Raw genomic sequence first — 23,070 nt, 5'->3', positions numbered from 1 at the left:
GCGATGATCCGGGGCGTGAAGGGCAGCCTGCTGGCTGCGGTGTCGCTGGCGTTCGCCGGTTGTGCGGCGACGGGGTCCGATGCGAAGTCGGCGGGCGACGAGCCCGCCGCGCCGGCGGCGAAGCCGGTCAAGTTCGACAAGGATCCCTATCCCTCGACCTACAAGCCTTACCCCGGCCGCCCGACGGCGGTGCGCGGCGTCACCATCTTCGACGGCGAGGGTGGGCGGATCGACAATGGCACCGTGCTGCTCGCGGGCGGCAAGGTCGAAGCGGTCGGCGGTTCCGACACACCGATCCCCGAGGGCGCCGATATCGTCGACGGGACCGGCAAGTTCGTTACCCCCGGGGTGATCGACATCCACAGCCACCTCGGCGACTATCCTTCGCCCAGCGTCGATGCGCATTCGGACGGCAATGAGGCGACGTCGCCGACGACGCCCGAGGTCTGGTCCGAACATAGCGTCTGGCCGCAGGATCCGGGCTTCAGCCGCGCGCTGGCCAATGGCGGCGTGACGTCGCTCCAGATATTGCCGGGCAGCGCGAACCTGATGGGCGGCCGCTCGATCACGCTCAAGAATGTGCCCTCGCGCACCGTGCAGGGGATGAAATTCCCGGGCGCGCCCTATGGCCTCAAAATGGCGTGCGGCGAGAATCCGAAGCGCGTCTATGGCGCCAAGGGGCGGATGCCCTCGACCCGCATGGGCAATTTCGCGGTCAACCGCGCGACGTGGCAGAAAGCGGCGGCGTACAAGAAGAAGATGGACGACGGCAAGGTCGTCGACCGCGACCTGGCGATGGAAACGCTCGCGGGGGTGTTGGCGGGCGAAATCCTCGTCCACAATCATTGCTACCGCGCCGACGAAATGGCGCTGGTCATCGATATGTCGAAGGAATTCGGTTACAAAGTGTCGACCTTCCACCACGCGGTCGAAGCGTACAAGATCGCCGATATCCTTGCGAAAGAGGGCATTTGTTCGGCGATGTGGGCCGACTGGTGGGGCTTCAAGATGGAAGCCTATGACAGCGTGAACGAGAATATCCCGCTGGTATACAAGGCCGGCGCCTGCACGATCGTCCATTCGGACGACGCCAACCAGATCCAGCGGCTCAATCAGGAAGCGGCGAAGGCGCTGAAGGCCGGCCGCCGCATGGGGATGCAGATCAGCGACGAACAGGCGTGGACCTGGCTGTCGTGGAACCCGGCGAAGGCGCTGGGGATCGGCGACAAGACGGGCAGCCTGAAACCCGGCAAGATGGCCGACGTCGTGCTGTGGAACGGCAATCCGTTCAGCGCCTATACGCGCCCCGAAAAGGTGTGGATCGACGGCGCGTTGATGTTCGACGCGATGGACCCGAAACGGCGGCCGGTGAGCGACTTCGAGCTCGGCCAGCCGGGCGAGGGAGATGTGAAATGAGAAATCTCGTCACCTTCCTCAATTTCCGTTCGCATCGAGCGAAGTCGAGATGCCCATCAGTCGTGCGCGCCTTCGGGGTGTCTCGACTTCGCTCGACACGAGCGGAATTGGGGAGTGCATTGGTTGCAGCCCTGGCGCTTACCACGCCCGCCGCCGCGCAGGACGTCGCGATCGTCAATGCAAAGCTCGTCATCGGCGACGGCAGCGCCCCGGTCGAGGGCGGTTCGGTCGTCATCCGCGGCGGCAAGGTCGTCGCGGCGGGCGCCGGCGTTGCCGTGCCCGCCGGGGTCGAGCGCGTCGATGCGCAGGGCCGCTATGTGACGCCCGGCATCGTTGCGGCGTTCAGCCGCGTCGGGCTGGTCGAGGTCGACGCCGTTACCGGAACGAACGATCGCGGCGCGGCGCGTTCGCGCTTTTCCGCCGGGCTCGACATCGCGCCCGCGCTCAACCCGATGGGCTCGCCGGTCGCGGTCAACCGCGCCTCGGGCGTCACCCGCGCGATCGTCGCGCCGAGCGCGAGCAGCAATTTGTTCGCCGGGCAGGGCGCGGTCGTCGACCTTGCCGACGACATGGACATGGTGACGCGTCCGCGCGCGCTGCAATTCGTCGCGTTCGGCGAGGACGGGTCGGCGAAGGCGGGCGGCAGCCGCGCCGCGACCTTCCTCTTGTTCCGCGAACAATTGCTCGCCGCACGCAGCTATGCGCGCAATCCCGCAACCTTGGCCGAATGGGGCAATGACGCGATGATCCAGCGCGCCGACGCCGAGGCGCTGGTGCGAGTGATCGACGGCACGACGCCGCTGTTCGTCCGCGTCGACCGCGCCGCCGATATATTGAACGTCATCAAGCTGAAGAGCGAATTTCCGGCGCTGAAGCTCGTCCTTGTCGGGGTCACCGAAGGCTGGCTGGTCGCGCGCGAGATCGCGGCGGCCAAGGTGCCGGTGCTGGTGTCGCCGCTCAGCGACCTGCCCGACAGTTTCGAACGGCTCGGCGCGACGCAGTCGAACGCTGGGCGATTGAAAGCGGCGGGCGTCGACATCTCGGTCGGTGTCTTCGACGACGACGATGCGCATAAAATGGGCTATGCCACCCAATATGCCGGCAATCTCGTCGGGCTGGCGAAGCTGCCGGGTGCAAGCGGGCTGAGCTGGGATCAGGCCTTCGCCTCGATCAGCAGTGCACCGGCGCGCGCGGTCGGCATGGAGGGCAGCATCGGATCGCTGCGCCCCGGCCGCGTCGGCGACGTCGTGATCTGGGATGACGATCCGCTCGAACTCGGCAGCCGGCCGACCGCCGTGTGGATCGACGGCAAGGCGCAGTCGCTGACGACCCGGCAGGATCGCCTGCGCGACCGTTATGCGACGCCGGGCGAGGGCGCGTTGCCGAAAGCCTATGACAGATAGGCGCCGCGACTGACCAACGCGGCGCAAGGGGAAGAAGGGAGGGAGAGGGCCCGATGCAACCGATGTCGCTGCTGGTCACCACATGCGTCCTGTTCGTCGGCACGCATTTCGCGCTGTCGCATCCGCTGCGCGCGCCGCTCGCCGGACGGATGGGCGAGCGGGCGTTCCTGATCATCTATTCGATCGTCGCGATCGCGACGTTCATCATGGTGGTGCAAGCGTGGCGCGGAATGCCGCCCGAGCCGCCCTTGTGGGTCGCCGGCGACGCGCTGTGGGCCTTTGCGTCATTGCTCGTCCTGTTCGCGAGCGTGCTGTTCATGGGGTCGCTGATCGGCAACCCGGCGCTGCCCGCGCCGAACGCCGCCTTTGCCGCGCAGGGCGCACCGCGCGGCGTCTATGCGATCACGCGCCATCCGATGATGTGGGGCTTCGCGCTCTGGGCCTTCGCGCATGCGCTGGTGATGCCGACGCCGGCGCAGTTCATACTCTCGGGGATGATCGCCTTCCTCGCACTCGCCGGGTCGGCGGGACAGGACGTTAAAAAAGCGCGGTTGATGGGCGATAGCTGGCGGCACTGGGCGGCGCGGACGAGCTTCGTGCCCTTCGCCCGCCAGCTTGGCGGTGCGCCATGGGGCGATACGCTGCCGCGGCCGCACGCCTTGTTCGGCGGCATCGTGCTGTGGATCGCCGCGACCTGGGCGCATGGCGCGCTCGGCTATATGGTCGCGGGCATCTGGCGCTGGATCGGATAGGAGCGGCATGAACGCGGGCACGCATCTCAACGACCTGTCGCTGCGCCTGCTCGGCCGCGCCTTCGACCAGCTCGATCCCGAAGAAGTCCGCGTCGTGCAGGCGATCGCCGCCCGCGCGCCGAGCAGCCGCGACGCCGCCGATATCGGCGATGCGCAGGCAAGCACCGGCGACCGGCTCGCCGACCGCGTCGCGGCGGTCGGCGGCTCGTGGGGGTTCATCATCGTCTTTTCGCTGGTGCTGCTCGGCTGGATGCTGCTCAATTCGGAGGTGTTGCAGCGCTTCGGGCTCGCTTTCGACCCCTATCCCTTCATCTTCCTCAACCTGATGCTCTCGACGCTCGCCGCGGTGCAGGCGCCGATCATCATGATGAGCCAGAACCGCCAGTCGGCAAAGGACCGGCTGACCGCCAGCGTCGACTACGAGATCAACCTGCGCGCCGAGCTCGAAATCATGCGGCTGCACGAAAAGCTCGACCAGATGCGGATCGGCGAGCTGGCGGCAAAGGTCGACGAGCTATGCGCGCGGATGGAGCAGAAGGGCATCAGTTGATGATTTCGCCGCGTTCGTCCGAAGGCAGCGCGATCAGCCTTTCCCGCCACATCTGCAGCGCTTCGGGCGTCAATCGGGGCCAATCGGTGATTTCGCCTACGATCCTGAGCGGCGCGCTGCTGCGGTAAGACCGGGTGGGGTTGCCCGGAAATTTCTTGTCGGTGACATTGGGGTCATTCTCATATGCCCCGGTCGGCTCGACGAGATAGACGCGCGGAACGGTGTCACCTTCGATAAGTGCCGCAATTTCAGCGGCAAGCCCTGCACCGTTCACGAGCGCTGTGAAGTAGATATGGTTCATCACCACTTCGGGGCGATAGTTCGAGCGGCGGCCCGCCATGAGGAAATCGCCGACGCGCAAATCGGCGATCGTGCCGTGAAAGAACGGCCCTTCGTCCAGCACTTCGGCCATCGTCATCGTCCTTGTCGTTGCGAGCCCGCTTTTTTTGGTCACTGACCCCGTCGGACGTCACCCCGGACTCGATCCGGGGTCCATCGCAGCGCCGAAGTCATGGACCCCGGATCGAGTCCGGGGTGACGAAGGCAAAAAGTCCTGCCTTCGGCCGCCCTACAGACGCACCATCCGCATGCCTTGTTCCCCGTAGCGCGGTCCGTTCGTCCCGCCCTTCGGCGCGGCTGTGTCAATCGCGGCGAGGTCATCGGCGTCGAGCGTCACGTCGGCGGCGGCGACGCTGTCCTCCATCGTCGTGCGGCGCTTGGTGCCGGGGATGGGGACGATATCGTCGCCCTGTGCGAGCAGCCAGGCAAGGGCGATCTGGGCGTTCGACACGCCATGCTTCGCCGCGATCCCGGCAATCGCATCGACGATCGCGAGGTTGGCGGGGAGGTTCTCCTCCGAATAGCGCGGATCGTTCCGCCGCCAGTCGTTTTCGGGCAATTCGTCGCGGCTGCGGATCGTGCCGGCAAGGAAACCGCGGCCAAGCGGCGAATAGGGGATGAAGCCGATGCCGTTGTCGCGGCAGGCGGGCAGGATTTCGTCCTCGACCTCGCGTTCCCAGATCGAATATTCGCTCTGCAATGCGGTGATCGGCGCCGCCTTGGCGGCACGGCGGATCGTCTCGGGTCCGGCTTCGGACAGCGCGATGTGGCGGACCTTGCCCTCCTTCACCAGCTCCATCATCCCGCCGACGACCTCCTCGATCGCGATCGAGGGATCGACGCGGTGCTGGTAGAACAGGTCGATCGTATCGATGCCGAGCCGCTGGAGCGAGCCTTCGCACGCGGCGCGGGCGTTGGCGGGCGATCCGTCGACCCCGACGATCTTCTGCCCCTCGAACCGGAAACCGAATTTGGTCGCGATGACCAGCCCGTCGCGCTTGCCGCGGATCGCTTCGCCGAGCAGTTCCTCGTTGCTGAACGGGCCATAGATTTGCGCGGTGTCGAAAAAGGTGACGCCAAGGTCGATCGCGCGATGAATGGTGCGCGTCGATTCGCCGAGATCGGCATTTTCGCCATAGAGGATGTTGCCGCCCTTGATCATCGGCATGCAGCCGATGCCGATGGCGGAGACTTCAAGGCCGTGGCCGAGCTTACGATATTTCATGGGGCGACTCCTGCGGGGGGACTGTCGTCTTCCACACCGTCGGCGGCATATTTGGTTGCCGCGACGTCCGCCACGACATTGCCGAGGGTGCGGAAGATATCGGGAAATGTCTCGACCGCGACGAGCAGGCCGAGCGGCGCGACGGGCACGCCCATCGCGATGGCGATCGGCGCGATCGAGGTCACGAAGCTGATCGAGCCGGGCAGGCTGACCGAAGAAAGCGCCGCGGCAAGCGCAACCCCGAGGCCGACCGCCATTTCGAACGGCGTCAGTTCGACCCCGAACAGCCACGCGACATAGACGACGACCGCGAGGTTCATCGCCGGGCTGGTAAAGCGGAACAAGGCGACCGCGAGCGGCAGGACGATATCGGCCTTCTTGGGCTCGACGCCGAGCTCGGCCGACGATTTGAGCATCGCGGGCAGGCTGGCGAGCGAGCTTTGCGTGCTGATCGCCACCGCAAAGGTCGGCACCATCGCGCGGACGAAGCGCGGCAAGGGTATGCCGACGACGAACACCGCAAGCGCGATCCCGAGGATGATTGTGCAGACGCCGATCGCCGACAGCATCAGCACATAATGGACGAGCCCGCCGAAAGCGGCGACCCCGGCCTTGACCGCGAGGGCATAGCCGAGCGCGAAGACGCCGAGCGGCGCGAGCGCCAGAACCCAGCCGATAACGACGAGCATCGCATCGCCCAAGGCCTTAAAAAATCCCGACAGCGTTGCGCGCTCGGCGGCGCCGATGCGGCTGATCGCGAAGGCGAAAATGGTCGTGAAGACGATCAGCGGCAGGATCGACGTGTCGGCGGCGGCGGCGATCGGATTGGTCGGGATCAGGCCGAGGACGAAATCGGTGAAGGTGGGCGAGGGGACGGCATCGGTCGCCCCGCCAAGCCCGTGCCGCAGCCCTTCGGCCGCCGCGGTGGACATCGGGAAGGCGCGCAGCAGGAGCGGCAGCACCAGCAGGGTCATCAGCCCGGCGAGCAGATTGGCGCCGATGAAGATCGCCACGGCGCGGCCCGCCAGCTTACCCGCCCGCGCGGCATCGGCGGTCGCGGTGATGCCGGTGATCAGCAATGCGACGATCAGCGGGATGATCGTCATCTTGAGCGCATTGAGCCAGAGCAGGCCGACCCATTCGATATAGGGCAGCGATGCCGTGCCCCATTCGACCGAGATCGTCTCGACCGCGACGCCCAGCAACATGCCGGCGATCAGCGCCGAGAGGATGATCCATGCGGATTTCACGACCGATTCACCTGCGAACCCCTCCGGCCAGCTTGCCAAGCAAAAACGGGTGACCTAGGGCCATCCCGGGGTCTCCGGGGCAAGCTCTTGCCCTGATGTTCCGCTTAAGTAGCAGAGGTGGCATGCGCAAGTTTTTCGGAACCGACGGTATCCGTGGGCTCACCAACCAGATTCCGATGACCGTCGAGGTCGCGATGCGCGTCGGGATGGCGGCGGGCGCGCATTTCCTGCGCGGCGATCACAAGCATCGCGTCGTCATCGGCAAGGATACGCGTATTTCGGGCTATATGCTCGAAAACGCGCTCGTCGCCGGTTTCACCAGCGTCGGCATGGACGTCGTGCAGGTCGGGCCGATGCCGACCCCGGCGGTGGCGATGCTGACGCGCTCGATGCGCGCCGACCTCGGCGTCATGCTGTCGGCCAGCCACAACCCCTTCTACGATAACGGGATCAAGCTGTTCGGGCCCGACGGCTATAAATTGTCCGACGAGGACGAAATCCAGATCGAAATGCTGCTCGCCAGCGAGCCGAAGCTCGCCGAACCGGCGCAGATCGGCCGCGCCAAGCGCATCGAGGACGCGCGCGGCCGTTATATCCACGCGGTGAAGCAGAGCCTGCCCGAATCGGTCCGGCTCGACGGGCTGAAGATCGTCCTCGATTGCGCCAATGGCGCCGCTTACAACAGCGCGCCGACGGTGTTCTGGGAACTCGGCGCCGACGTGATTTCGGTCGGGGTCTCGCCCAACGGCATCAACATCAACGACAAATGCGGCTCGACCGCACCGCAATTGCTCCAGGAAACCGTGGTTGCGAGCGGCGCCGACCTCGGTATCGCGCTCGACGGCGACGCCGACCGGCTGATCGTCGTCGACGAAAAGGGCGCGATCGTCGACGGCGACCAGATCATGGGGCTGATCGGCGCGAGCTGGGCGCGGCAGGGACGGCTGAAGGGCGGCGGCGTCGTCGCGACGGTGATGTCGAACCTTGGCCTCGAGCGCTTCCTCGAAGGCGAGGGGCTGCGGCTCGAACGCACCAAGGTCGGCGACCGCTATGTCCTCGAACGGATGAAAGAGGGCGGCTTCAACGTCGGCGGCGAACAGTCGGGGCATATGATCCTGTCGGACCATGCGACGACCGGCGACGGCACGCTGGCGGGGCTGCAGGTGCTCGCCGAGCTGGTCGCGGCGGACCGGCCGGCGAGCGAATTGCTCCACCAGTTCGATCCGGTGCCGCAGCTTTTGAAGAATGTCCGCTTTGCGGGCGGCAAGCCGCTCGAAAACGGCAATGTCCAGACCGCCATCGCCAACGGCGAAGCGGCGCTCGCCGGGCGCGGGCGTCTCGTCATCCGCGCCTCGGGCACCGAACCGGTGATCCGCGTGATGGCCGAGGGCGACGATGCCGGACAAGTTGAACAGGTCGTCGATATGATATGCGACGCCGTAAAGGAGGCTGCGAACCGTCATGCTTGAAATGCGACCCGATTGTGAAAAGTGCGGGCGTGATCTGCCCGCGAACGCCCATGGGGCGTTCATCTGCTCGTTCGAATGCACCTTCTGCGCGAATTGCGCCGACCGGCTCGACGAGCAATGCCCCAATTGCGGCGGCGACCTGCTCGACCGGCCGCTGCGCGAAGGCGCGGCGCTGGCGAAATTCCCCGGCTCGACGGTGCGAAAGTATAAGGGTTGACCGCACGCGTCCTGATCATTGCCGGATCGGACAGCGGCGGCGGCGCCGGCATCCAGGCCGATATCAAGACGGTGACGATGCTCGGCGGCCATGCGATGACCGCGATCGCCGCGATCACCGCGCAGAACAGCATGGGCGTGCAGGGCGTCCACGCCATCCCGGCCGAGATGGTGCTCATGCAGATCGACAGCGTCGTTCAGGATATCGGCGTCGATGCGGTCAAGATCGGCATGATCGGCAGCGCCGAGACGGCGGCGGCGGTCGCCGAGCGGCTCGCGCGCGCCGACCTGGCTACGACGCCGGTGGTGTTCGACCCCGTCATGGTGTCGACGAGCGGCTCGGTGCTCGCCGACGCCGCGACGATCCGGGCGTTCGAGGCGCTGATGCGGCGCGCGACGGTCGCCACCCCCAATCTGGGCGAACTCGACGCGTTGGGCGGCGAGGCGGCAGTGCTCGCGCACGGCTGCGCGCTGCTCGTCAAGGGCGGACATGGCGCGGGCGAGACGGTGACCGACCGGTTGCTCGAACCCGATGCGGGCGAGGTCGCGCGCTGGGAGGCGCCGCGCATCGACAGCCGGCACACCCATGGCACCGGCTGCACGCTGGCGTCGGCCATCGCGACGGGGCTGGCGCAGGGCATGCCGCTCGAGCCCGCAGTGGCGCGGGCGCGCGATTTCGTGCGGCTGGCGCTGCTCGATGCGCCGGGGCTGGGCGAGGGGCATGGCCCGATGGGGCAGCAGGCGGTGCGCAACGACGGGCTGTTCACCGGCCCCGCGCTCAACCAGTTCACGCTGCCCGCCACCGACTATGCGGCGTCGGTCGCTTTCTACAAGCAACTCGGCCTGACGCAGATCGTCGACAGCCCGGACAATGGTTATGCGCGCTTCGAGGCGATCAATGGCGTGACGCTGTCGATCCATGTGGGCGACGGCGAAGCGGGCGGCGCGACGACCTATCTGGAAAGCGGCGCGCTCGACGCGTGGGTCGCCTATCTGGCGCGGCGTGGCGTCCGGTTCGACCAGATGCCGAAGGACGAGGATTGGGGCTGGCGCGAGGCGCGGCTGACCGATCCGGCCGGCAACCGGCTGTGCCTGTATCAGGCGGGCGAATATCGGAGGTACCCGCCGTGGCGCATCTGACCGTCGGGGTCGACGAGGCAGGCCGCGGGCCGCTCGCCGGGCCGGTCGTCGCGGCGGCGGTGCTGCTCTGCGAAGGCGGTATCGCCGGGCTCGACGATTCGAAGAAGCTCTCCGCCAAACGCCGCGGCGAGCTGGAGATCGAAATCAAGGCGCGCTGCCGCTGGGGCGTCGGCGAGGCCAGCGTCGAGGAAATCGACCGCATCAACATATTGCAGGCGACTTTCCTCGCGATGACGCGCGCGGTCGAGGCGCTGGGCTTCGAACCCGCCGCGGTGCTCGTCGACGGCAACCGGCTGCCGCGCTGGCGCTATACGGCGACCGCGGTGATCGGCGGCGACGCGATTCACCCGTGCATCTCGGCCGCCAGCATCGTCGCGAAGGAGCATCGCGACCGCTACATGACCCGGATGGCGCGCGAATTTCCCGCTTTTGGCTGGGAGAGAAACATGGGCTATGGTACCGCCCACCATCTCGCGGCGTTGCGTCAGCATGGCCCGACACCGCTCCATCGGACCAGTTTTGCGCCGGTCGCTCAACTGCATCTGGTCTGAAAACACGCAGGAGAGCGTCATGCGCAGCGGGTTCACGGCCGATGATGTCGGCACGCAGACGGGGCGCTCCTTCCTGGTTACCGGTGCCAACGCCGGGATCGGTTTCGAGACCGTGCGCGTGCTGACGGCGCGCGGCGCACACGTCATCCTCGCGTGCCGCGATGCCGATCGGGCCGAGGCGGCGATGAACCGCATCCGGGCCGACGTTCCGGCGGCCGAACTGTCGTTCCAGCCGCTCGACCTTGCCGACCTCGATCAAGTGCGCGACGCGGCAAAGGCGGTGCTCGCCGGGCCACGGATCGACGTGCTGGTGAACAATGCCGGGATCATGATCCCGCCGAAAACGCTCACCAGGCAAGGGTTTGAATCGCAGTTCGGGGTCAATCACCTCGGCACCTTCGCCTTCACCGGGCTGGTGCACCCCCATATCGACGACCGCATCGTCATCACCTCGAGCATCGCGCACAAGGGCGGCGAGATCGATTTCAGCGACCTGTCGGCCAGCCGCAGCTATCATAACTGGCAGCGCTATCAGACGAGCAAGCTCGCCAACCTGCTCCATATGTTCGAACTCGACCGGCGGCTGAGCGCCGCCGGGCGCGCGACGCAGGCGATCGGCTGTCATCCCGGCGTCGCGCTCACCGAACTGACGCGCCACCTGCCGCTCCCGCTGCGCAGCATGACGCCGCTCGCCGCGCCTTTCTTCAACAGCGCTGCGCAGGGCGCCTGGCCGACGTTGCAGGCGGCGACCGGAGTCAATGTGCAGGGCGGCGATTATCTGGGGCCGCAGGGGCTCGGCGAAATATCGGGCCGCTCGGGTCCGGCGCGTGCGACGCGCACCGCGCGTGATCCGAAGCTCGCGCGCGAACTGTGGGTGCGTTCGGTCGAACTGACCGGTGTCGACCCCGGGATATGACCCCCGATCGAAATTTTTTTCGCCAGTGAGTCCCCATCGACACACCACCAGTGGTTGAGTCTCCGAGTCGCGACGGACTCCATATGTCGTGGCAGACTCCTTTCGTTCTCATCCCGTTAACCAGTTGGTGACGCGGAATCCCTAGAGTCCTGCGCTTGACGGCGGACTCCGCCTGACTCATCAGGGCCTTCTTTCGGACGAAGACAGGGGCGAAACATGGGTGTGATGGAACGGGTCAAGGCCCCGGCGGCGAAGCGGCGTGCGGTCAATGCGACCCCGGTCGATCTGCCGCTCGACAGCATCCTGCAGGGCGATTGCGTCGAAATGATGCGCAGCCTGCCTGCCGCGTCGGTCGACATGATCTTCGCCGACCCGCCGTACAACCTCCAGCTCGGTGGCGATCTGCTGCGTCCCGACGGCAGCCAGGTCGACGCGGTCGACGACGACTGGGACAAGTTCGACAGCCTCGCGACCTACGACCGTTTTACCCATTCGTGGCTCAAGGAAGCGAAGCGCATCCTGAAACCCGGCGGCAGCATCTGGGTGATCGGCAGCTATCACAACATTTTCCGCGTCGGCACCGCGCTGCAGGACCAGGGCTACTGGATTCTCAACGACATCGTGTGGCGCAAGGCGAACCCGATGCCCAATTTCAAGGGCACCCGCTTCACCAACGCGCATGAGACGCTGATCTGGGCGTCGATGGGCGAAAAGGCGCGCTACACCTTCAACTATCGCGCGATGAAGACGCTGAACGACGAACTCCAGATGCGCAGCGACTGGCTGATCCCGATCTGCGGCGGGCCCGAACGGCTCAAGAAGGGCGGCCACAAGGTCCATCCGACGCAAAAGCCCGAAGCCTTGCTCTATCGCATCCTGCTCGCCTGCTCTAACCCCGGCGACGTGGTGCTCGATCCCTTTTTCGGTACCGGCACGACGGGCGCGGTCGCGAAGCGCCTTGGCCGCCATTTCATCGGCATCGAGCGCGAGGACGATTATATCGAGGCCGCGCTGGAGCGGATCGAGATGGCGCTGCCGCTCGACGAAAGCGCGGTGAAGACGATGATGGCACCCAAGGCCGCGACCCGCGTTGCCTTCGGCACGCTCGTCGAATGCGGTATGATCGCGCCGGGGACGGTGCTGACCGACACCAAGCGCCGCTGGAAGGCGAAGGTGCGCGTCGACGGCAGCCTCGAATGCGAGGGCCAGCCCGCCGGGTCGATTCACAAGGTCGGCGCCGGACTGCAAGGCGCACCGAGCTGCAACGGCTGGACCTTCTGGCACGTCGATACCGGCAAGGAATTGCGCGTGATCGACGCGGTGCGGCAGGACTGGCTGCTCGCCAACGAGGCGTAGGAACATTCGTCGCCCCCGCGAAGGCGGGGGCCGCCGGCAACCTTGCGCAACACTGATAGCGGCCCCCGCCTTCGCGGGGGCGACGAGTTTTGGGGATAGGCATGTTCCAACCACTCACCAAACCCGCCCTCGGCAGCGCCTCGGCGGAGGCGCAAATCTATTGCCGCCCCGCCTGTTTCGTCGACCGGCCGCACGAACTGGACGACGGCTGTCTGCGGATTGCCGACACGATGGTCTGGTTTGCGGCTTGGCAGGTCAGCCTGCGCGACGATGGCGTGGTGAAATCGGCCATCGTGACCGTCGCCGAATTCGACGACTGGATCGCCGCGATGCCCGATACACTCGCGCGGGCGGCTACCACGCAGCGCGCCGCGACCGTGCGTCCGCGCGGCGCGCTCCAACTCGGCGAGCGAACGATCCGGCTGAACGAACCGCAGTTGATGGGCATATTGAATGTCACGCCCGACAGCTTTTCCGACGGCGGCAAGCATGTCGACACCCCCGCGGCGATCGATGCGGGTTTCGCGATGGCGTCGGCCGGCGCGGCGATCATCGACGTCGGCGGCGAATCGACCCGGCCCGGCGCGCCGCTCGTCTGGGAAGGCGACGAGATTCAGCGGGTCGAGGGCGTCGTCGCGGGGCTGGCGAAAGGCGGCGTCGCGGTATCGATCGACACGCGCAAGGCCGCGGTGATGGAGGCCGCGCTCGCGGCGGGGGCGGGAATCGTCAACGATATTTCGGCGCTGCGTTACGACGATCGCGCGATGGAGGTCGTCGTCCGCGCCCGCTGCCCGGTCGTGCTGATGCACGCCCCGGCCGCCAAGAGCGATCCGCATGCGGGCGGTGGTTATGACCATGTGCTGTTCGAGGTGTACGACATGCTCGCCGATCGCATTGCGGCGTGCGTCGCGGCGGGGATCGATCCGGCGAGGATCATCGTCGATCCGGGGCTGGGTTTCGGCAAGGGGATTGCCGACAATCTGGCGCTCATCAACGGCCTCGCGCTGTTCCATACATTGGGTTGCCCGATCCTGTTCGGGGCCAGCCGCAAGCGGATGATCGGCGCGCTCGACAATGAAGCGCCCGCCGACCAGCGGCTCGGCGGGACGGTGGCGCTGCATTATCAGGCGGCATCGCAGGGCGCGCAGATGCTCCGTATTCACGATGTTGCCGAAAACCAGCAGGCGCTGCGCGTCTGGCGCGGGCTGCGCGATGCGGCGCTGACCGCCTAGCTCTCCCAAATTGAACGGTCATCCCGGCGAAGGCCGGGATCTCACCTTAACGTCATAGCGCACCGGCGAGATCCCGGCTTTCGCCGGGATGACGGAATTGAAAGTGTGAGCTTCTACTGCGGCAAAGAAGGCCTAGCCTCTTTCCCGCCGCGCTTTCTTGCCGCGCGCCACTTCGGTCGCCAGTGCTTCGAAGCGCGGTTCCCATGTGCGGCGGAAACGCTGCATCCATGCATCGACCTCGTCGAAGCGCTCCGGTGCGACCGCATAGAGCCGCCGCCGTCCTTCGGCGCGCGACGTCGCGAAGCCGGTGTCGCGCAATATACGCAGGTGCTGCGACACCGCAGGCTGCGAAATCGAAAATTCGGCGGCGATCACCTCGACGATCGCGCCCGACGCCTGCGTGCCGTCCGCAAGCAGTTCGAGGATACGGCGGCGGACCGGATCGCCGAGGATATCGAAGGCGTGCATCATTCGGGCGCGGCGGCGCCGGTATAGAAGGCGGTCGTGCTGGCGCCTGCGCGGCTCGCGGCATCCGCAGCGGTGCCATAGGCGATCGAGGCGGCGGTCCATGAATCGCTGCTCGACGTCGCAAAAGCCCGGCCTTCGTCACTCAGCGGCCAGCTATCCTCGGCAAAACGCTCCTGCACCGCCGCGCCGGTTTCGAGGTGCCAGGCGAGGCCGAGTAGCGACAGGTCCCAGCCGACGCCGACGGCGCCGGGGCCGAATTTGTCCCAGAACTCCTCGGACTTGTCGTCGAGCGGGGCGATATGGCGCAGGGTCAGGCGCGTGCTGTCGTCGCCGGTTTCGGCCAGTTCGACCTCGACCCAGCTCGTCCCGCCGCCGAACTCCCACGTCAGCGCAAAATTGCGCGGCGGCGTGCATGCGGTGACGGTGCCGCCGGCATTGCCCTTGATCTGATATCTGCCGCCAAGGGAAAGGTTGCCTTCGACCGGCGCGAACCAGCGCGGGATGCGTTCCTTGTCGGTGATCGCGTTCCACAGATCGTCGATGCCGGTGGCATAGTCGCGCGACGCGACGACGGCGCGGCAGGGCTCGCCCGCGTGCGTCACATCCTCGACCTTGCGGACGACCATGGCGGCCTGGGCGGCGGTATCGAACGACATGATGATTCTCCCGGTTGGTGCCGGGGCATTTATATAAGTACAAACTTATATATCAAGCGCGATCGGCCGGGCGGAGCCCGCAGCGGGTCAGGCCGCGGTGTCGATCCCCAGATCGGCGAGCTTGCGGTACAGCGTCGAGCGGCCGATGCCGAGCCGCCGCGCCACTTCGCTCATCCGGCCGCGATAATGGCCGATGGCAAGGCGGATGACGTCGGCCTCGATCTCTTCGAGCGGGCGGAGGTTGCCGTCGGGCAGGTACAGGGTGACCCCGATCGCTTCGCCGTTGATCGCGACATTGCCGTCGCTCGTCACGCCGCCGCTGCCGCCGAGCGTCGCCTCGATCGCCTTGAAATCGGCGCTGGTAAGGACGTCGGTCTTGCTTTCGACCGCGGCGCGGAACAGCACGTCCTGAAGCTGGCGGACATTGCCCGGCCAGGCATAGGCGGCGAGCAGGCGCAGCGCGTCGTCGGTAACTCCGATCGTGCCCATCCCCGGCAAGCTGCTGATCCGCTGCAGCAAATGCCGCGCCAGCGGGCCGACGTCGCCGCGGCGTTCGCTGAGCGAGGGCAGGGTGAATTGCGCGGACGACAGCGCGTAGAACAGGTCTTCGCGGAAATGCCCCGCCTCGATCAGCTTGTCGAGCGGGCTGGCGCTGGTCGCGATGATGCGGACGTCGACGCTCTGGCGGATGCTGCCGCCGATCATCTGGACTTCGCCGGTGTTGAGGAATTCGACGAGCTTCGCTTGCGTCTCCAGCGGGATGCATTCGACATGGTCGATGATGATGCTGCCGGCATCGGCCTGCACCAGCCGGCCGACCTGGCGGTCGAAGGCGCCGGGGAAGGCGCCGCGTTCGTGGCCGAACAGTCCCGATCCGATCAGGCCCGGCGACACCGCCGAGCAATCGACCATCACCAGCGCGCCGCGGGCGCGCGGGCTGGCGCTGTGGATCGCGCGGGCGAAAACTTCCTTGCCGGTGCCGGGGCGGCCGTTGATCATCACCGGTACGCGCGCCCGCGCCGCCTTGGCGGCAATGGCCAGCGCGCTGCGGAAATTGGGGCTCGACCCGATGATTTCCTCGAAAGCGAGCGGGGCGCGCAATTTTTCGGTGAGCGGGCGGAGTTCGCCCTGCGGGCCGCTCGTCGAAACGATGCGATCGAGCGCGCTGAGCAGGCGGTCGGGGGCGATGGGTTTCTGGACGAAATCGCTCGCCCCGGCGCGCATCGCGCCGACCGCGACCTCGACCCCGTTGCGCATCGTGATGACGATCAGCGGCAGCGCGGGGCGCCAGCGGCGCAGTTCGGCAACGAATTCGGGGATCGACAGCCCGGAGATGCCCTGGTCGACGATCACCGCGTCGAGCGCCATGCCCTCCTGCGTGCCCAGTTTGGCGAGCGCGGTGTCGGTATCGGCGGCGACGACGCTGCGCCAGCCGCCGCGCGAGACGAGTGCCGCCAGAAAGCGCTGCTGGGCAGGCTCGCTGTCGACGATCATCACCATTCGCGTGTCGCGCGTACTTGCCATCGCCTTCGAATCTGCCCCTTTATCGGCACGTTATGCCATTGTTCCGCCGTAGCGAACCCCTTTAACCGATAGGGGTAAAAGGGCGATTAAGGCCACTTTGCTTTTGGCTTGCGGCGCGATTTTCCGCCAAACCCCTACTTGAGCATATCGGACAGCGTGGCTAAGACCGGCGCGAAATCCGATTCTGCGGCGTACGTGCGCGCGTCGAAGCGGAAACTGGCTAAGGGGAACAGCGATGGCACAGCAGGAAATGAAGGCAGCGGAAGAAACCTACACGGGGTTCCTCAGCCTGCTGAAAATCGGATCGATCATCACTGCGATCGTCACCGTTTTCGTCGTCCTTCTCATCGCTTCCTGATCGGCGTCCGCCATGCGCATCGCTGTGCTGAAGGAACTCGCCGCTGGCGAGACCCGCGTCGCTGCAACACCCGAAACCGTGAAGAAATTCATCGGATTGGGCGCTGAAGTTGCGGTCGAGTCCGGGGCGGGCGAAGCCGCTTCGATCGCCGACGCCGACTATGGCGCCGCGGGCGCGAGCGTCGGCAGCCGCGCCGATGCGCTGAAGGGCGCGAACATCATCCTCGCCATCCAGGGCCCCGACCCGAAGGGGCTCAAGGGCTTCGCCGACGGTGCCTGGCTCGCTGCCGGCCTCAACCCGTTCGGCGAGCGTGCGCGCGTCGACGACTATGCCAAGCTCGGTCTCGAAGCGCTGGCGATGGAATTCATGCCGCGCATCACGCGCGCGCAGTCGATGGACATCCTGTCCAGCCAGGCGAACCTCGCGGGTTACAAGGCGGTGCTGATGGCGGCGAACGCCTATGGCCGCGCCTTTCCGATGATGATGACCGCTGCCGGGACCGTCAGCGCCGCCAAGGCGTTCGTGATGGGCGTCGGCGTCGCGGGCCTTCAGGCGATCGCGACCGCACGCCGCCTCGGCGCCCAGGTCAGCGCGACCGACGTGCGCGCCGCGACCAAGGAACAGATTCTCAGCCTCGGCGCCAAGCCGATCTTCGTCGAGACGGTCGCGGGGATCGAGGGCGAGGGCGCGGGCGGCTATGCCACCGAAATGTCCGACGAATATAAGGCGGCACAGGCCGAGCTCGTGTCGTCGCACATCGCCAAGCAGGATATCGTGATCACCACCGCGCTGATCCCGGGGCGCCCCGCACCGCGGCTGATCAGCGACGCGCAGCTCGCGACGATGCGCGCGGGCAGCGTCATCGTCGACATGGCGGCCGAAAGCGGCGGCAATGTCGAGGGCGCGGTCGCCGGCGAGGCGAAGCGCATCCACGGCGTGACCGTGATCGGCGCGCAGAATATCGCCGCATTAATGCCCGCCGACACCAGCGCGCTGTTCAGCCGCAACCTGTTCAACTTCCTCTCCGCCTTCTGGGACAAGGAAGCCGGCAAGCCCGTGCTCGACGAGGAAATCGGCAACGCCGTGCGGCTGACGCAGGGCGGCAAGGTCGTGAACGAGCGACTGCTGGGGTGATCCTGCTTTCGCTTTCGCTGATGGTGGCCAGCGCGGTTGCTCCCGTTCCGGTCGCATTTTGGCGGACAGGAGACGACGGACTGAGCCTGCGTTTCTATGGAGAAATTGAACGGGCGATTGCGCGTGACGGACGCATTCGGGAAGCGGTGGCCGGTGACGTCGGCGTCTCCTTCACGCTTTACGCCGAGACCAATGTTCACCCGCTCACATCCGATAGCGACCATTTTTCTTACCGTATCAGCCTTCGTGCCGGGCCTTCGTTCGATGCTCCGCTGATCGCGCGTTTGGACAGCAGATGCGTCGATGACATCCCGGAATGCGCCGCAGATCTAGTCGCGCGCGTGGCGGACCGAATCGCTCGGCGTGCCGATTGAGGCGCGGATTTCGCACGTTTTTGGCCTTTTCATGAAACTTTCCGGGGGTAAAGTGCGTTCAGGGTTTGAACACCCTGACGTTTCAACAACCGGAGAATGATTGATGCTGCGTGCGAAGTTTTTCGCTTTTCCGCTTTTTGCCCTGACTGCCGCCGCGATGACCGTGCCCGCTTCTTATGCGCGGGCCGATGAAGGCGAAGAGACCGCTGCCGAAGCCGATGCCGCTGCCGGCGCCATGCAGGACGGCTGGAACATCGTCCAGAATGCGACGAGTTCGCCCGAACACAAGACGCTGGTGCAGGCGATCACCGCCGCCGGCCTCGCCGACACGCTGAGCGCCGCCGGCCCCTTCACCGTTTTCGCGCCGACCGATCAGGCCTTTGCCGCGGTGCCGCAGCCGATGACCGCCTATCTGATGGATCCGGTCAACAAGGATCATCTGGCGCAGGTGCTCAAATATCACGTCGTCCCCGGGACGATCACCTCGACCGACCTTTATGCGAAGATCAAGGCCGGCGGTGGTAAGACCACGCTGACCACGGTCGAAGGCGAGCCGCTGACCTTCACCGAGGTGCAGGGCAACATCAAGGTCGACGGCACGCAGGGCAGCTCGGGCTATGTCACCCAGGCCGACGTCACCCAGTCGAACGGCGTCATCCACGTCCTCAACGGCGTGCTGATGCCGACGCTGAAGGCAGCAGAGCCCGCCGCGGCACCGGCCGCGCCCGCGACCGGCGCGGCTCCGGCCGCACCGGCAACTGACGCTGCACCGGCGACGGCCGAGCCTGCTCCGGCGGACGAAGCTGCTCCGGCAACCGACCCTGCGAACTGACGCAACAAAACTGTAACCCGCCGGGCTTAGGGGCGCTTCGCATGAAGAGCCATTTTGCAACGGCGCTGATCGCCGCAGGCCTCGGCCTGGCGGGTTGCAGCAGCAAATCCGACCCCGCACCCACCGAAAAGCAGAGCGTCGCGAGCCAGATCGCCGCGACCGTTGCGGCCGACCCGAACGGCACCATCGCCGACGCGGTCGCGGCATCGCCGACGCACAGGATGCTCGCCACCGTGTTGCAACAGGCCGGGCTTGCGGCAACCTTGTCGGGCACCGGCCCCTTCACGCTCTTCGCGCCGACCGACGACGCTTTCATCCAGGTGCCGCCAACGACGCGCGACGGCTGGATGCTGCCGGCGCAGAAACAAGTGCTTACCGGCATCCTTCAATATCATATCGTGCCGGGCAAGCTGACCGTCGCCGACCTGTCGGCGAAGATTGCGGCGGATGGCGGCAAGACCTTGCTCAAGACGGCCAGCGGCGAGGAACTGACCGCCAGCCTCAGCGGCAAGGCGATCCTGCTTACCAGCGCCAGCGGCAACCGGGCGACGGTGACGGCACCCGACATTCAGCAGGCCAACGGCGTGGTCCATGTCATCGATGCGGTGCTGCTTCCGGCGATGTGACGCGCAACTTTGTTGCACTGCGACATTTTATGTCGTGAATTCCAGACATTTCCTGCTTTTTTGGGAGCTGAAGCGCGTTTTTTAGACCGCTTAGGAGTCGACACGCCTGCATCGCCACGGCAAGAGGTGCGCCACGCGGAATCAGCAGGGGAGCGCGCCGTGGATTTCATTGCGATTTTTTCGATTTTCGTGCTGGCGTGTTTCGTCGGCTATTTCGTTGTCTGGTCGGTGACCCCGGCGCTGCACACGCCGCTGATGAGCGTCACCAATGCCATTTCGTCGGTGATCATCGTCGGCGCGCTGATCGCCAGCGCCGCGGCGGGTTCGGCCTCGTCGAAGTGGCTGGGGCTGGCCGCGGTGGTGATGGCGAGCATCAACATCTTCGGCGGTTTCGCGGTCACCGCGCGCATGCTCGCGATGTACAAGAAGAAGGAGCGCTGAGATGGACATCCAGTCGATCCTTTCCGCCGCGACCGGCGGCCATGGCCTTGCCGTCAACCCGTGGGCGGCCGTCGCCTATCTGGTCGCCGGCGTCCTCTTCATCCTCTCGCTGCGCGGGCTTTCGTCGCCGGCGACGGCGCAGAGTGGCAACCGTTTCGGCATGATCGGAATGACGATCGCGGTCGTCACCACCTTGCTGACGCATATGCCGATGAAGGTCGGCGATGCCATGAACAGCTATGTCGGCATCGATCCCGTCGCCTTGGCCGAAATCCTCGCCGCGATCGGTATCGGGGCGGTGATCGGTATCGTCATGGCGCGCAAGATCGCGATGACCGCGATGCCGCAGCTCGTCGCGGCGTTCCACAGCCTTGTCGGCCTTGCTGCGGTGGCGGTTGCCGCCGCCGCCTATCTCAATCCGCTCGCCTTCGGCATCGCCGATGCGGCGGGACAGATCCACACCGTCAGCCGCATCGAGATGGGCCTCGGCATCGCGATCGGCGCGATCACCTTCTCGGGATCGGTCATCGCTTTCCTCAAGCTCAACGGCAATATGTCGGGTTCGCCGATCATGCTGCCGGGCCGGCACATCATCAATCTCGGCACGCTTGCCGCGATCATCGGGCTGGTCGCCTATTTCACCGTTGACCAAAGCCCGTGGGTGTTCTGGACCGTGACCGGGCTCAGCTTCGTCATCGGTTTCCTGCTGATCATCCCGATCGGCGGCGCCGACATGCCGGTCGTCGTGTCGATGCTGAACAGCTATTCGGGCTGGGCCGCGGCGGCGATGGGCTTCACGCTCGGCAACACCGCGATGATCATCACCGGCGCGCTCGTCGGCTCGTCGGGTGCGATCCTGTCGTACATCATGTGCCGCGCGATGAACCGCAGCTTCATCAGCGTCATCGCCGGCGGCTTCGGCGCCGACGATTCGGGCGGCGGTGCGGGCGGTACGAAGGAACAGCGCCCGTGGAAACCGGGCAGCGCCGACGACGCCGCCTTCCTGATGAGCCAGGCCGAAAATGTCATCATCGTCCCCGGTTACGGCATGGCGGTCGCGCAGGCGCAGCACGCGCTGCGCGAAATGGGCGACCTGCTCAAGAAGGAAGGCGTCAACGTCAAATATGCCATCCACCCGGTCGCGGGACGTATGCCCGGCCATATGAACGTGCTGCTCGCCGAAGCGAACGTCCCCTATGACGAGGTGTTCGAGCTCGAGGACATCAACGGCGAATTTGCGCAATGCGACGTCGCCTTCGTCATCGGCGCCAACGACGTGACCAACCCGTCGGCCAAGACGGACAAGTCGTCGCCGATCTATGGCATGCCCGTGCTCGACGTCGAAAAGGCGAAGACCGTGCTCTTCGTGAAGCGTTCGATGGGCGGGGTCGGCTATGCCGGCGTCGACAACGACGTCTTCTATATGGACCAGACGATGATGCTGCTCGGCGACGCCAAGAAGATGACCGACGACATCGTCAAGGCGCTGAACGGCGGCGGGCACTGACGCTTCGTCTCAAATAACCGCCTGCGGCTTGCCCGGCGGCGGTTCTTTATCTAGCCATGACATGGACCGGGTCCCCGAGGGCCCGGTCCTGTTGTTATCCGGAGAATGAATTTGCGTAAAATCGGCCTGATCGGGGGAATCAGCTGGGCATCGACCGAGCTTTATTACCGCCATCTTAACAAGGGGGTGCAGAAGCGCCTGGGGACGGCCTGTTCGGCGCCGATCATTCTCGAAAGCCTCAACTATTGCGAGCTGTCGCGGCTGACGACCCCCGAGCAATGGGCGCATGCGAAGGATGTGCTGATCGCCTCGGCGCAGCGGCTCGAAGCGGCGGGGGCGACCGCGCTGATGATCGCCGCCAATTCGATGCACAGGGTCGCCGAGGACGTCGCGGCGGCGATTTCGATCCCGCTCATTCATATCGTCGACGAGACGGGCGAGAAGATGAAGGCCGACGGCATCAAGGCCGCGGCGGTGATCGGCACGCGCAATGTGATGACCGAGGCGTGGTTCCGCCAGCGGCTCGTCCGCCACGGCCTGACGCTCGCGCCCTATGACGCGACGCGCGCCGAGGCGATCGACAATATCATTTACGACCAGCTCATGCAGGGCAAGGTGCTCGAGGAATCGCGCCGGACGATGAAGACCTTCATCACCGATATCGCCAAGCAGGACATTCAGGCGCTGGTCCTCGCGAGCACCGAACTGGTGATGCTCGTCGATCCCGACGCCAACGTCCTGCCGATCTACGACACGACGCGCATCCACGTCGCGGCGGGCGTCGACTGGATTCTGGGCGAGGGTTCTTAAGCCAGCCTAAAAATCCCGCTCGTGTCGAGCGAAGTCGAGACACCTCGAAGGGAAAGCGCCGACGATGGGCATCTCGACTTCGCTCGATGCGAACGGAATCGGGTGAATCACCCCAGCCGCGTCCATGTCACGGTGCGGCAGAACACCGAAACACAGCCCTTCATCGTCATCTTGTTGCCCTTCACGCGCAGGTGCGCCTTGTAATAGCGGCCGTCCTCGGGGCTATAGCCTTCACCTTTCCAGCCGTCGCCGGCCGGGACGAGATCCCAGTAAATCTGCAGCCCGGCAACCTTGCGGTCGCGCTTCTGCTTGTCGGGGTTGCGCTCGTCGCGCTGGCCGCCCGCGGGTTCCTTGATCAGCAATCGTTCGATCCGGCCGCACATCTTGGCACCGCATGGCGCCATCGCGACGATCCCCTTGCCGTCGTCGGTCTTCCAGCGCCCGCTGATCGAGGCGGGTGCGGCGGCCATTGTTGGCACGGCAATAAAGGCGCCAAGCGCCAAGGCATATCTGTGGAACATTGCG

26 protein-coding genes are annotated in these 23,070 nt (G+C 65.9%); 19 read left to right on the top strand and 7 right to left on the bottom strand.

Annotation, left to right across the window (positions count from 1 at the left end; all coding sequences use genetic code 11):
* Positions 1-3: 3 nt before the first annotated feature.
* From LH19_RS09900 to LH19_RS09885, 4 genes are all read left to right on the top strand, one after another.
* Complete coding sequence (locus LH19_RS09900) at positions 4-1,416, top strand: amidohydrolase (protein WP_054727484.1); 1,413 nt, start codon at positions 4-6, stop codon at positions 1,414-1,416.
* A gap of 119 nt (positions 1,417-1,535) precedes the next feature.
* Complete coding sequence (locus LH19_RS09895; protein WP_234716128.1) at positions 1,536-2,819, top strand: amidohydrolase family protein; 1,284 nt, start codon at positions 1,536-1,538, stop codon at positions 2,817-2,819.
* A 53-nt stretch (positions 2,820-2,872) separates the two neighbouring features.
* On the top strand, positions 2,873-3,571 hold the full coding sequence (locus LH19_RS09890) for an NnrU family protein (RefSeq protein WP_054727480.1): 699 nt from the start codon (positions 2,873-2,875) through the stop codon (positions 3,569-3,571).
* Between the two features lie 7 nt (positions 3,572-3,578).
* Complete coding sequence (locus LH19_RS09885) at positions 3,579-4,121, top strand: DUF1003 domain-containing protein (RefSeq protein ID WP_054727478.1); 543 nt, start codon at positions 3,579-3,581, stop codon at positions 4,119-4,121.
* On the opposite strand, the gene arr is transcribed toward LH19_RS09885, so the two are convergent.
* From arr to LH19_RS09870, 3 genes are all read right to left on the bottom strand, one after another.
* Positions 4,114-4,533, bottom strand: a complete 420-nt coding sequence (gene arr, locus LH19_RS09880; protein WP_054727476.1) for an NAD(+)--rifampin ADP-ribosyltransferase — start codon at positions 4,531-4,533, stop codon at positions 4,114-4,116. The genes LH19_RS09885 and arr overlap by 8 nt on opposite strands.
* A 156-nt stretch (positions 4,534-4,689) precedes the next feature.
* The gene (locus LH19_RS09875; RefSeq protein ID WP_054727474.1) at positions 4,690-5,685 is read right to left on the bottom strand and encodes an aldo/keto reductase; all 996 of its coding nucleotides are present in this window, start codon (positions 5,683-5,685) and stop codon (positions 4,690-4,692) included.
* Positions 5,682-6,935, bottom strand: a complete 1,254-nt coding sequence (locus LH19_RS09870) for a dicarboxylate/amino acid:cation symporter (protein ID WP_082396288.1) — start codon at positions 6,933-6,935, stop codon at positions 5,682-5,684. The genes LH19_RS09875 and LH19_RS09870 overlap by 4 nt, the downstream gene beginning before the upstream one ends.
* 122 nt (positions 6,936-7,057) lie before the next feature.
* Between LH19_RS09870 and glmM the strand changes: the two genes are divergently transcribed.
* The 7 genes from glmM (at position 7,058) to folP (ending at position 13,815) form a co-directional block, all read left to right on the top strand.
* Positions 7,058-8,404: a phosphoglucosamine mutase gene (gene glmM, locus LH19_RS09865; protein ID WP_054727472.1), complete on the top strand. Its 1,347-nt coding sequence runs from the start codon at positions 7,058-7,060 to the stop codon at positions 8,402-8,404.
* The gene (locus tag LH19_RS09860) at positions 8,397-8,621 is read left to right on the top strand and encodes a DUF1272 domain-containing protein (RefSeq protein WP_054587981.1); all 225 of its coding nucleotides are present in this window, start codon (positions 8,397-8,399) and stop codon (positions 8,619-8,621) included. Before glmM ends, LH19_RS09860 begins: the two co-directional genes overlap by 8 nt.
* Positions 8,618-9,760, top strand: coding sequence for a bifunctional hydroxymethylpyrimidine kinase/phosphomethylpyrimidine kinase (gene thiD / locus LH19_RS09855; protein ID WP_054727470.1), 1,143 nt, complete (start codon positions 8,618-8,620; stop codon positions 9,758-9,760). The genes LH19_RS09860 and thiD overlap by 4 nt, the downstream gene beginning before the upstream one ends.
* Positions 9,748-10,311, top strand: coding sequence for a ribonuclease HII (locus tag LH19_RS09850; RefSeq protein ID WP_054727468.1), 564 nt, complete (start codon positions 9,748-9,750; stop codon positions 10,309-10,311). The genes thiD and LH19_RS09850 overlap by 13 nt, the downstream gene beginning before the upstream one ends.
* A gap of 19 nt (positions 10,312-10,330) precedes the next feature.
* Complete coding sequence (locus LH19_RS09845) at positions 10,331-11,227, top strand: oxidoreductase (protein WP_054727466.1); 897 nt, start codon at positions 10,331-10,333, stop codon at positions 11,225-11,227.
* Positions 11,228-11,443: 216 nt separating this feature from the next.
* Positions 11,444-12,583 carry a site-specific DNA-methyltransferase gene (locus LH19_RS09840; protein ID WP_054727464.1) on the top strand — a complete coding sequence of 380 codons (1,140 nt, stop codon included), beginning with the start codon at positions 11,444-11,446 and terminating at the stop codon, positions 12,581-12,583.
* A 101-nt stretch (positions 12,584-12,684) separates the two neighbouring features.
* Positions 12,685-13,815 carry a dihydropteroate synthase gene (gene folP, locus LH19_RS09835; RefSeq protein ID WP_054727462.1) on the top strand — a complete coding sequence of 377 codons (1,131 nt, stop codon included), beginning with the start codon at positions 12,685-12,687 and terminating at the stop codon, positions 13,813-13,815.
* A gap of 132 nt (positions 13,816-13,947) precedes the next feature.
* Here the strand turns inward: folP and LH19_RS09830 are convergent, their stop codons facing one another.
* The 3 genes from LH19_RS09830 to LH19_RS09820 form a co-directional block, all read right to left on the bottom strand.
* Positions 13,948-14,286 (bottom strand): ArsR/SmtB family transcription factor, encoded by a 339-nt coding sequence (locus LH19_RS09830; RefSeq protein WP_234716127.1) that lies wholly within the window; start codon positions 14,284-14,286, stop codon positions 13,948-13,950.
* On the bottom strand, positions 14,283-14,939 hold the full coding sequence (locus LH19_RS09825; protein ID WP_082395558.1) for an SRPBCC family protein: 657 nt from the start codon (positions 14,937-14,939) through the stop codon (positions 14,283-14,285). The genes LH19_RS09830 and LH19_RS09825 overlap by 4 nt, the downstream gene beginning before the upstream one ends.
* An 87-nt stretch (positions 14,940-15,026) precedes the next feature.
* Positions 15,027-16,463, bottom strand: coding sequence for a sigma-54-dependent transcriptional regulator (locus LH19_RS09820; RefSeq protein WP_054727460.1), 1,437 nt, complete (start codon positions 16,461-16,463; stop codon positions 15,027-15,029).
* A 235-nt stretch (positions 16,464-16,698) separates the two neighbouring features.
* Here LH19_RS09820 and LH19_RS09815 point away from each other — a divergent pair, with 235 nt between their 5' ends.
* The 8 genes from LH19_RS09815 to LH19_RS09780 all read left to right on the top strand — a co-directional run bounded on the left by LH19_RS09815 (position 16,699) and on the right by LH19_RS09780 (position 22,545).
* On the top strand, positions 16,699-16,821 hold the full coding sequence (locus LH19_RS09815; protein ID WP_054587972.1) for an aa3-type cytochrome c oxidase subunit IV: 123 nt from the start codon (positions 16,699-16,701) through the stop codon (positions 16,819-16,821).
* A 12-nt stretch (positions 16,822-16,833) separates the two neighbouring features.
* Positions 16,834-17,955 carry an NAD(P) transhydrogenase subunit alpha gene (locus LH19_RS09810; RefSeq protein ID WP_054727458.1) on the top strand — a complete coding sequence of 374 codons (1,122 nt, stop codon included), beginning with the start codon at positions 16,834-16,836 and terminating at the stop codon, positions 17,953-17,955.
* Positions 17,952-18,329 carry a hypothetical protein gene (locus LH19_RS09805; RefSeq protein WP_054727456.1) on the top strand — a complete coding sequence of 126 codons (378 nt, stop codon included), beginning with the start codon at positions 17,952-17,954 and terminating at the stop codon, positions 18,327-18,329. Before LH19_RS09810 ends, LH19_RS09805 begins: the two co-directional genes overlap by 4 nt.
* A gap of 103 nt (positions 18,330-18,432) precedes the next feature.
* Positions 18,433-19,161, top strand: coding sequence for a fasciclin domain-containing protein (locus tag LH19_RS09800; protein WP_054727454.1), 729 nt, complete (start codon positions 18,433-18,435; stop codon positions 19,159-19,161).
* Between the two features lie 41 nt (positions 19,162-19,202).
* On the top strand, positions 19,203-19,787 hold the full coding sequence (locus LH19_RS09795) for a fasciclin domain-containing protein (protein WP_054727452.1): 585 nt from the start codon (positions 19,203-19,205) through the stop codon (positions 19,785-19,787).
* A 159-nt stretch (positions 19,788-19,946) separates the two neighbouring features.
* A complete protein-coding gene (locus LH19_RS09790; protein ID WP_039573456.1) occupies positions 19,947-20,228 on the top strand; it encodes a proton-translocating transhydrogenase family protein in 282 nt (93 codons plus the stop codon).
* Position 20,229: 1 nt separating this feature from the next.
* Complete coding sequence (locus LH19_RS09785) at positions 20,230-21,735, top strand: NAD(P)(+) transhydrogenase (Re/Si-specific) subunit beta (RefSeq protein WP_054727450.1); 1,506 nt, start codon at positions 20,230-20,232, stop codon at positions 21,733-21,735.
* 111 nt (positions 21,736-21,846) lie between these two features.
* The gene (locus tag LH19_RS09780) at positions 21,847-22,545 is read left to right on the top strand and encodes an aspartate/glutamate racemase family protein (RefSeq protein WP_054587968.1); all 699 of its coding nucleotides are present in this window, start codon (positions 21,847-21,849) and stop codon (positions 22,543-22,545) included.
* 107 nt (positions 22,546-22,652) lie between these two features.
* On the opposite strand, the gene LH19_RS09775 is transcribed toward LH19_RS09780, so the two are convergent.
* Positions 22,653-23,066, bottom strand: a complete 414-nt coding sequence (locus LH19_RS09775; RefSeq protein WP_158514413.1) for a DUF2147 domain-containing protein — start codon at positions 23,064-23,066, stop codon at positions 22,653-22,655.
* Positions 23,067-23,070: the final 4 nt, after the last annotated feature.

Origin of the sequence: Sphingopyxis macrogoltabida (assembly GCF_001314325.1) — a bacterium.
GTDB lineage: Bacteria > Pseudomonadota > Alphaproteobacteria > Sphingomonadales > Sphingomonadaceae > Sphingopyxis > Sphingopyxis macrogoltabida.
The sequence above is the reverse complement of the archived record's forward strand: the minus strand, read 5'-3'. Positions and strand labels throughout refer to the sequence as shown.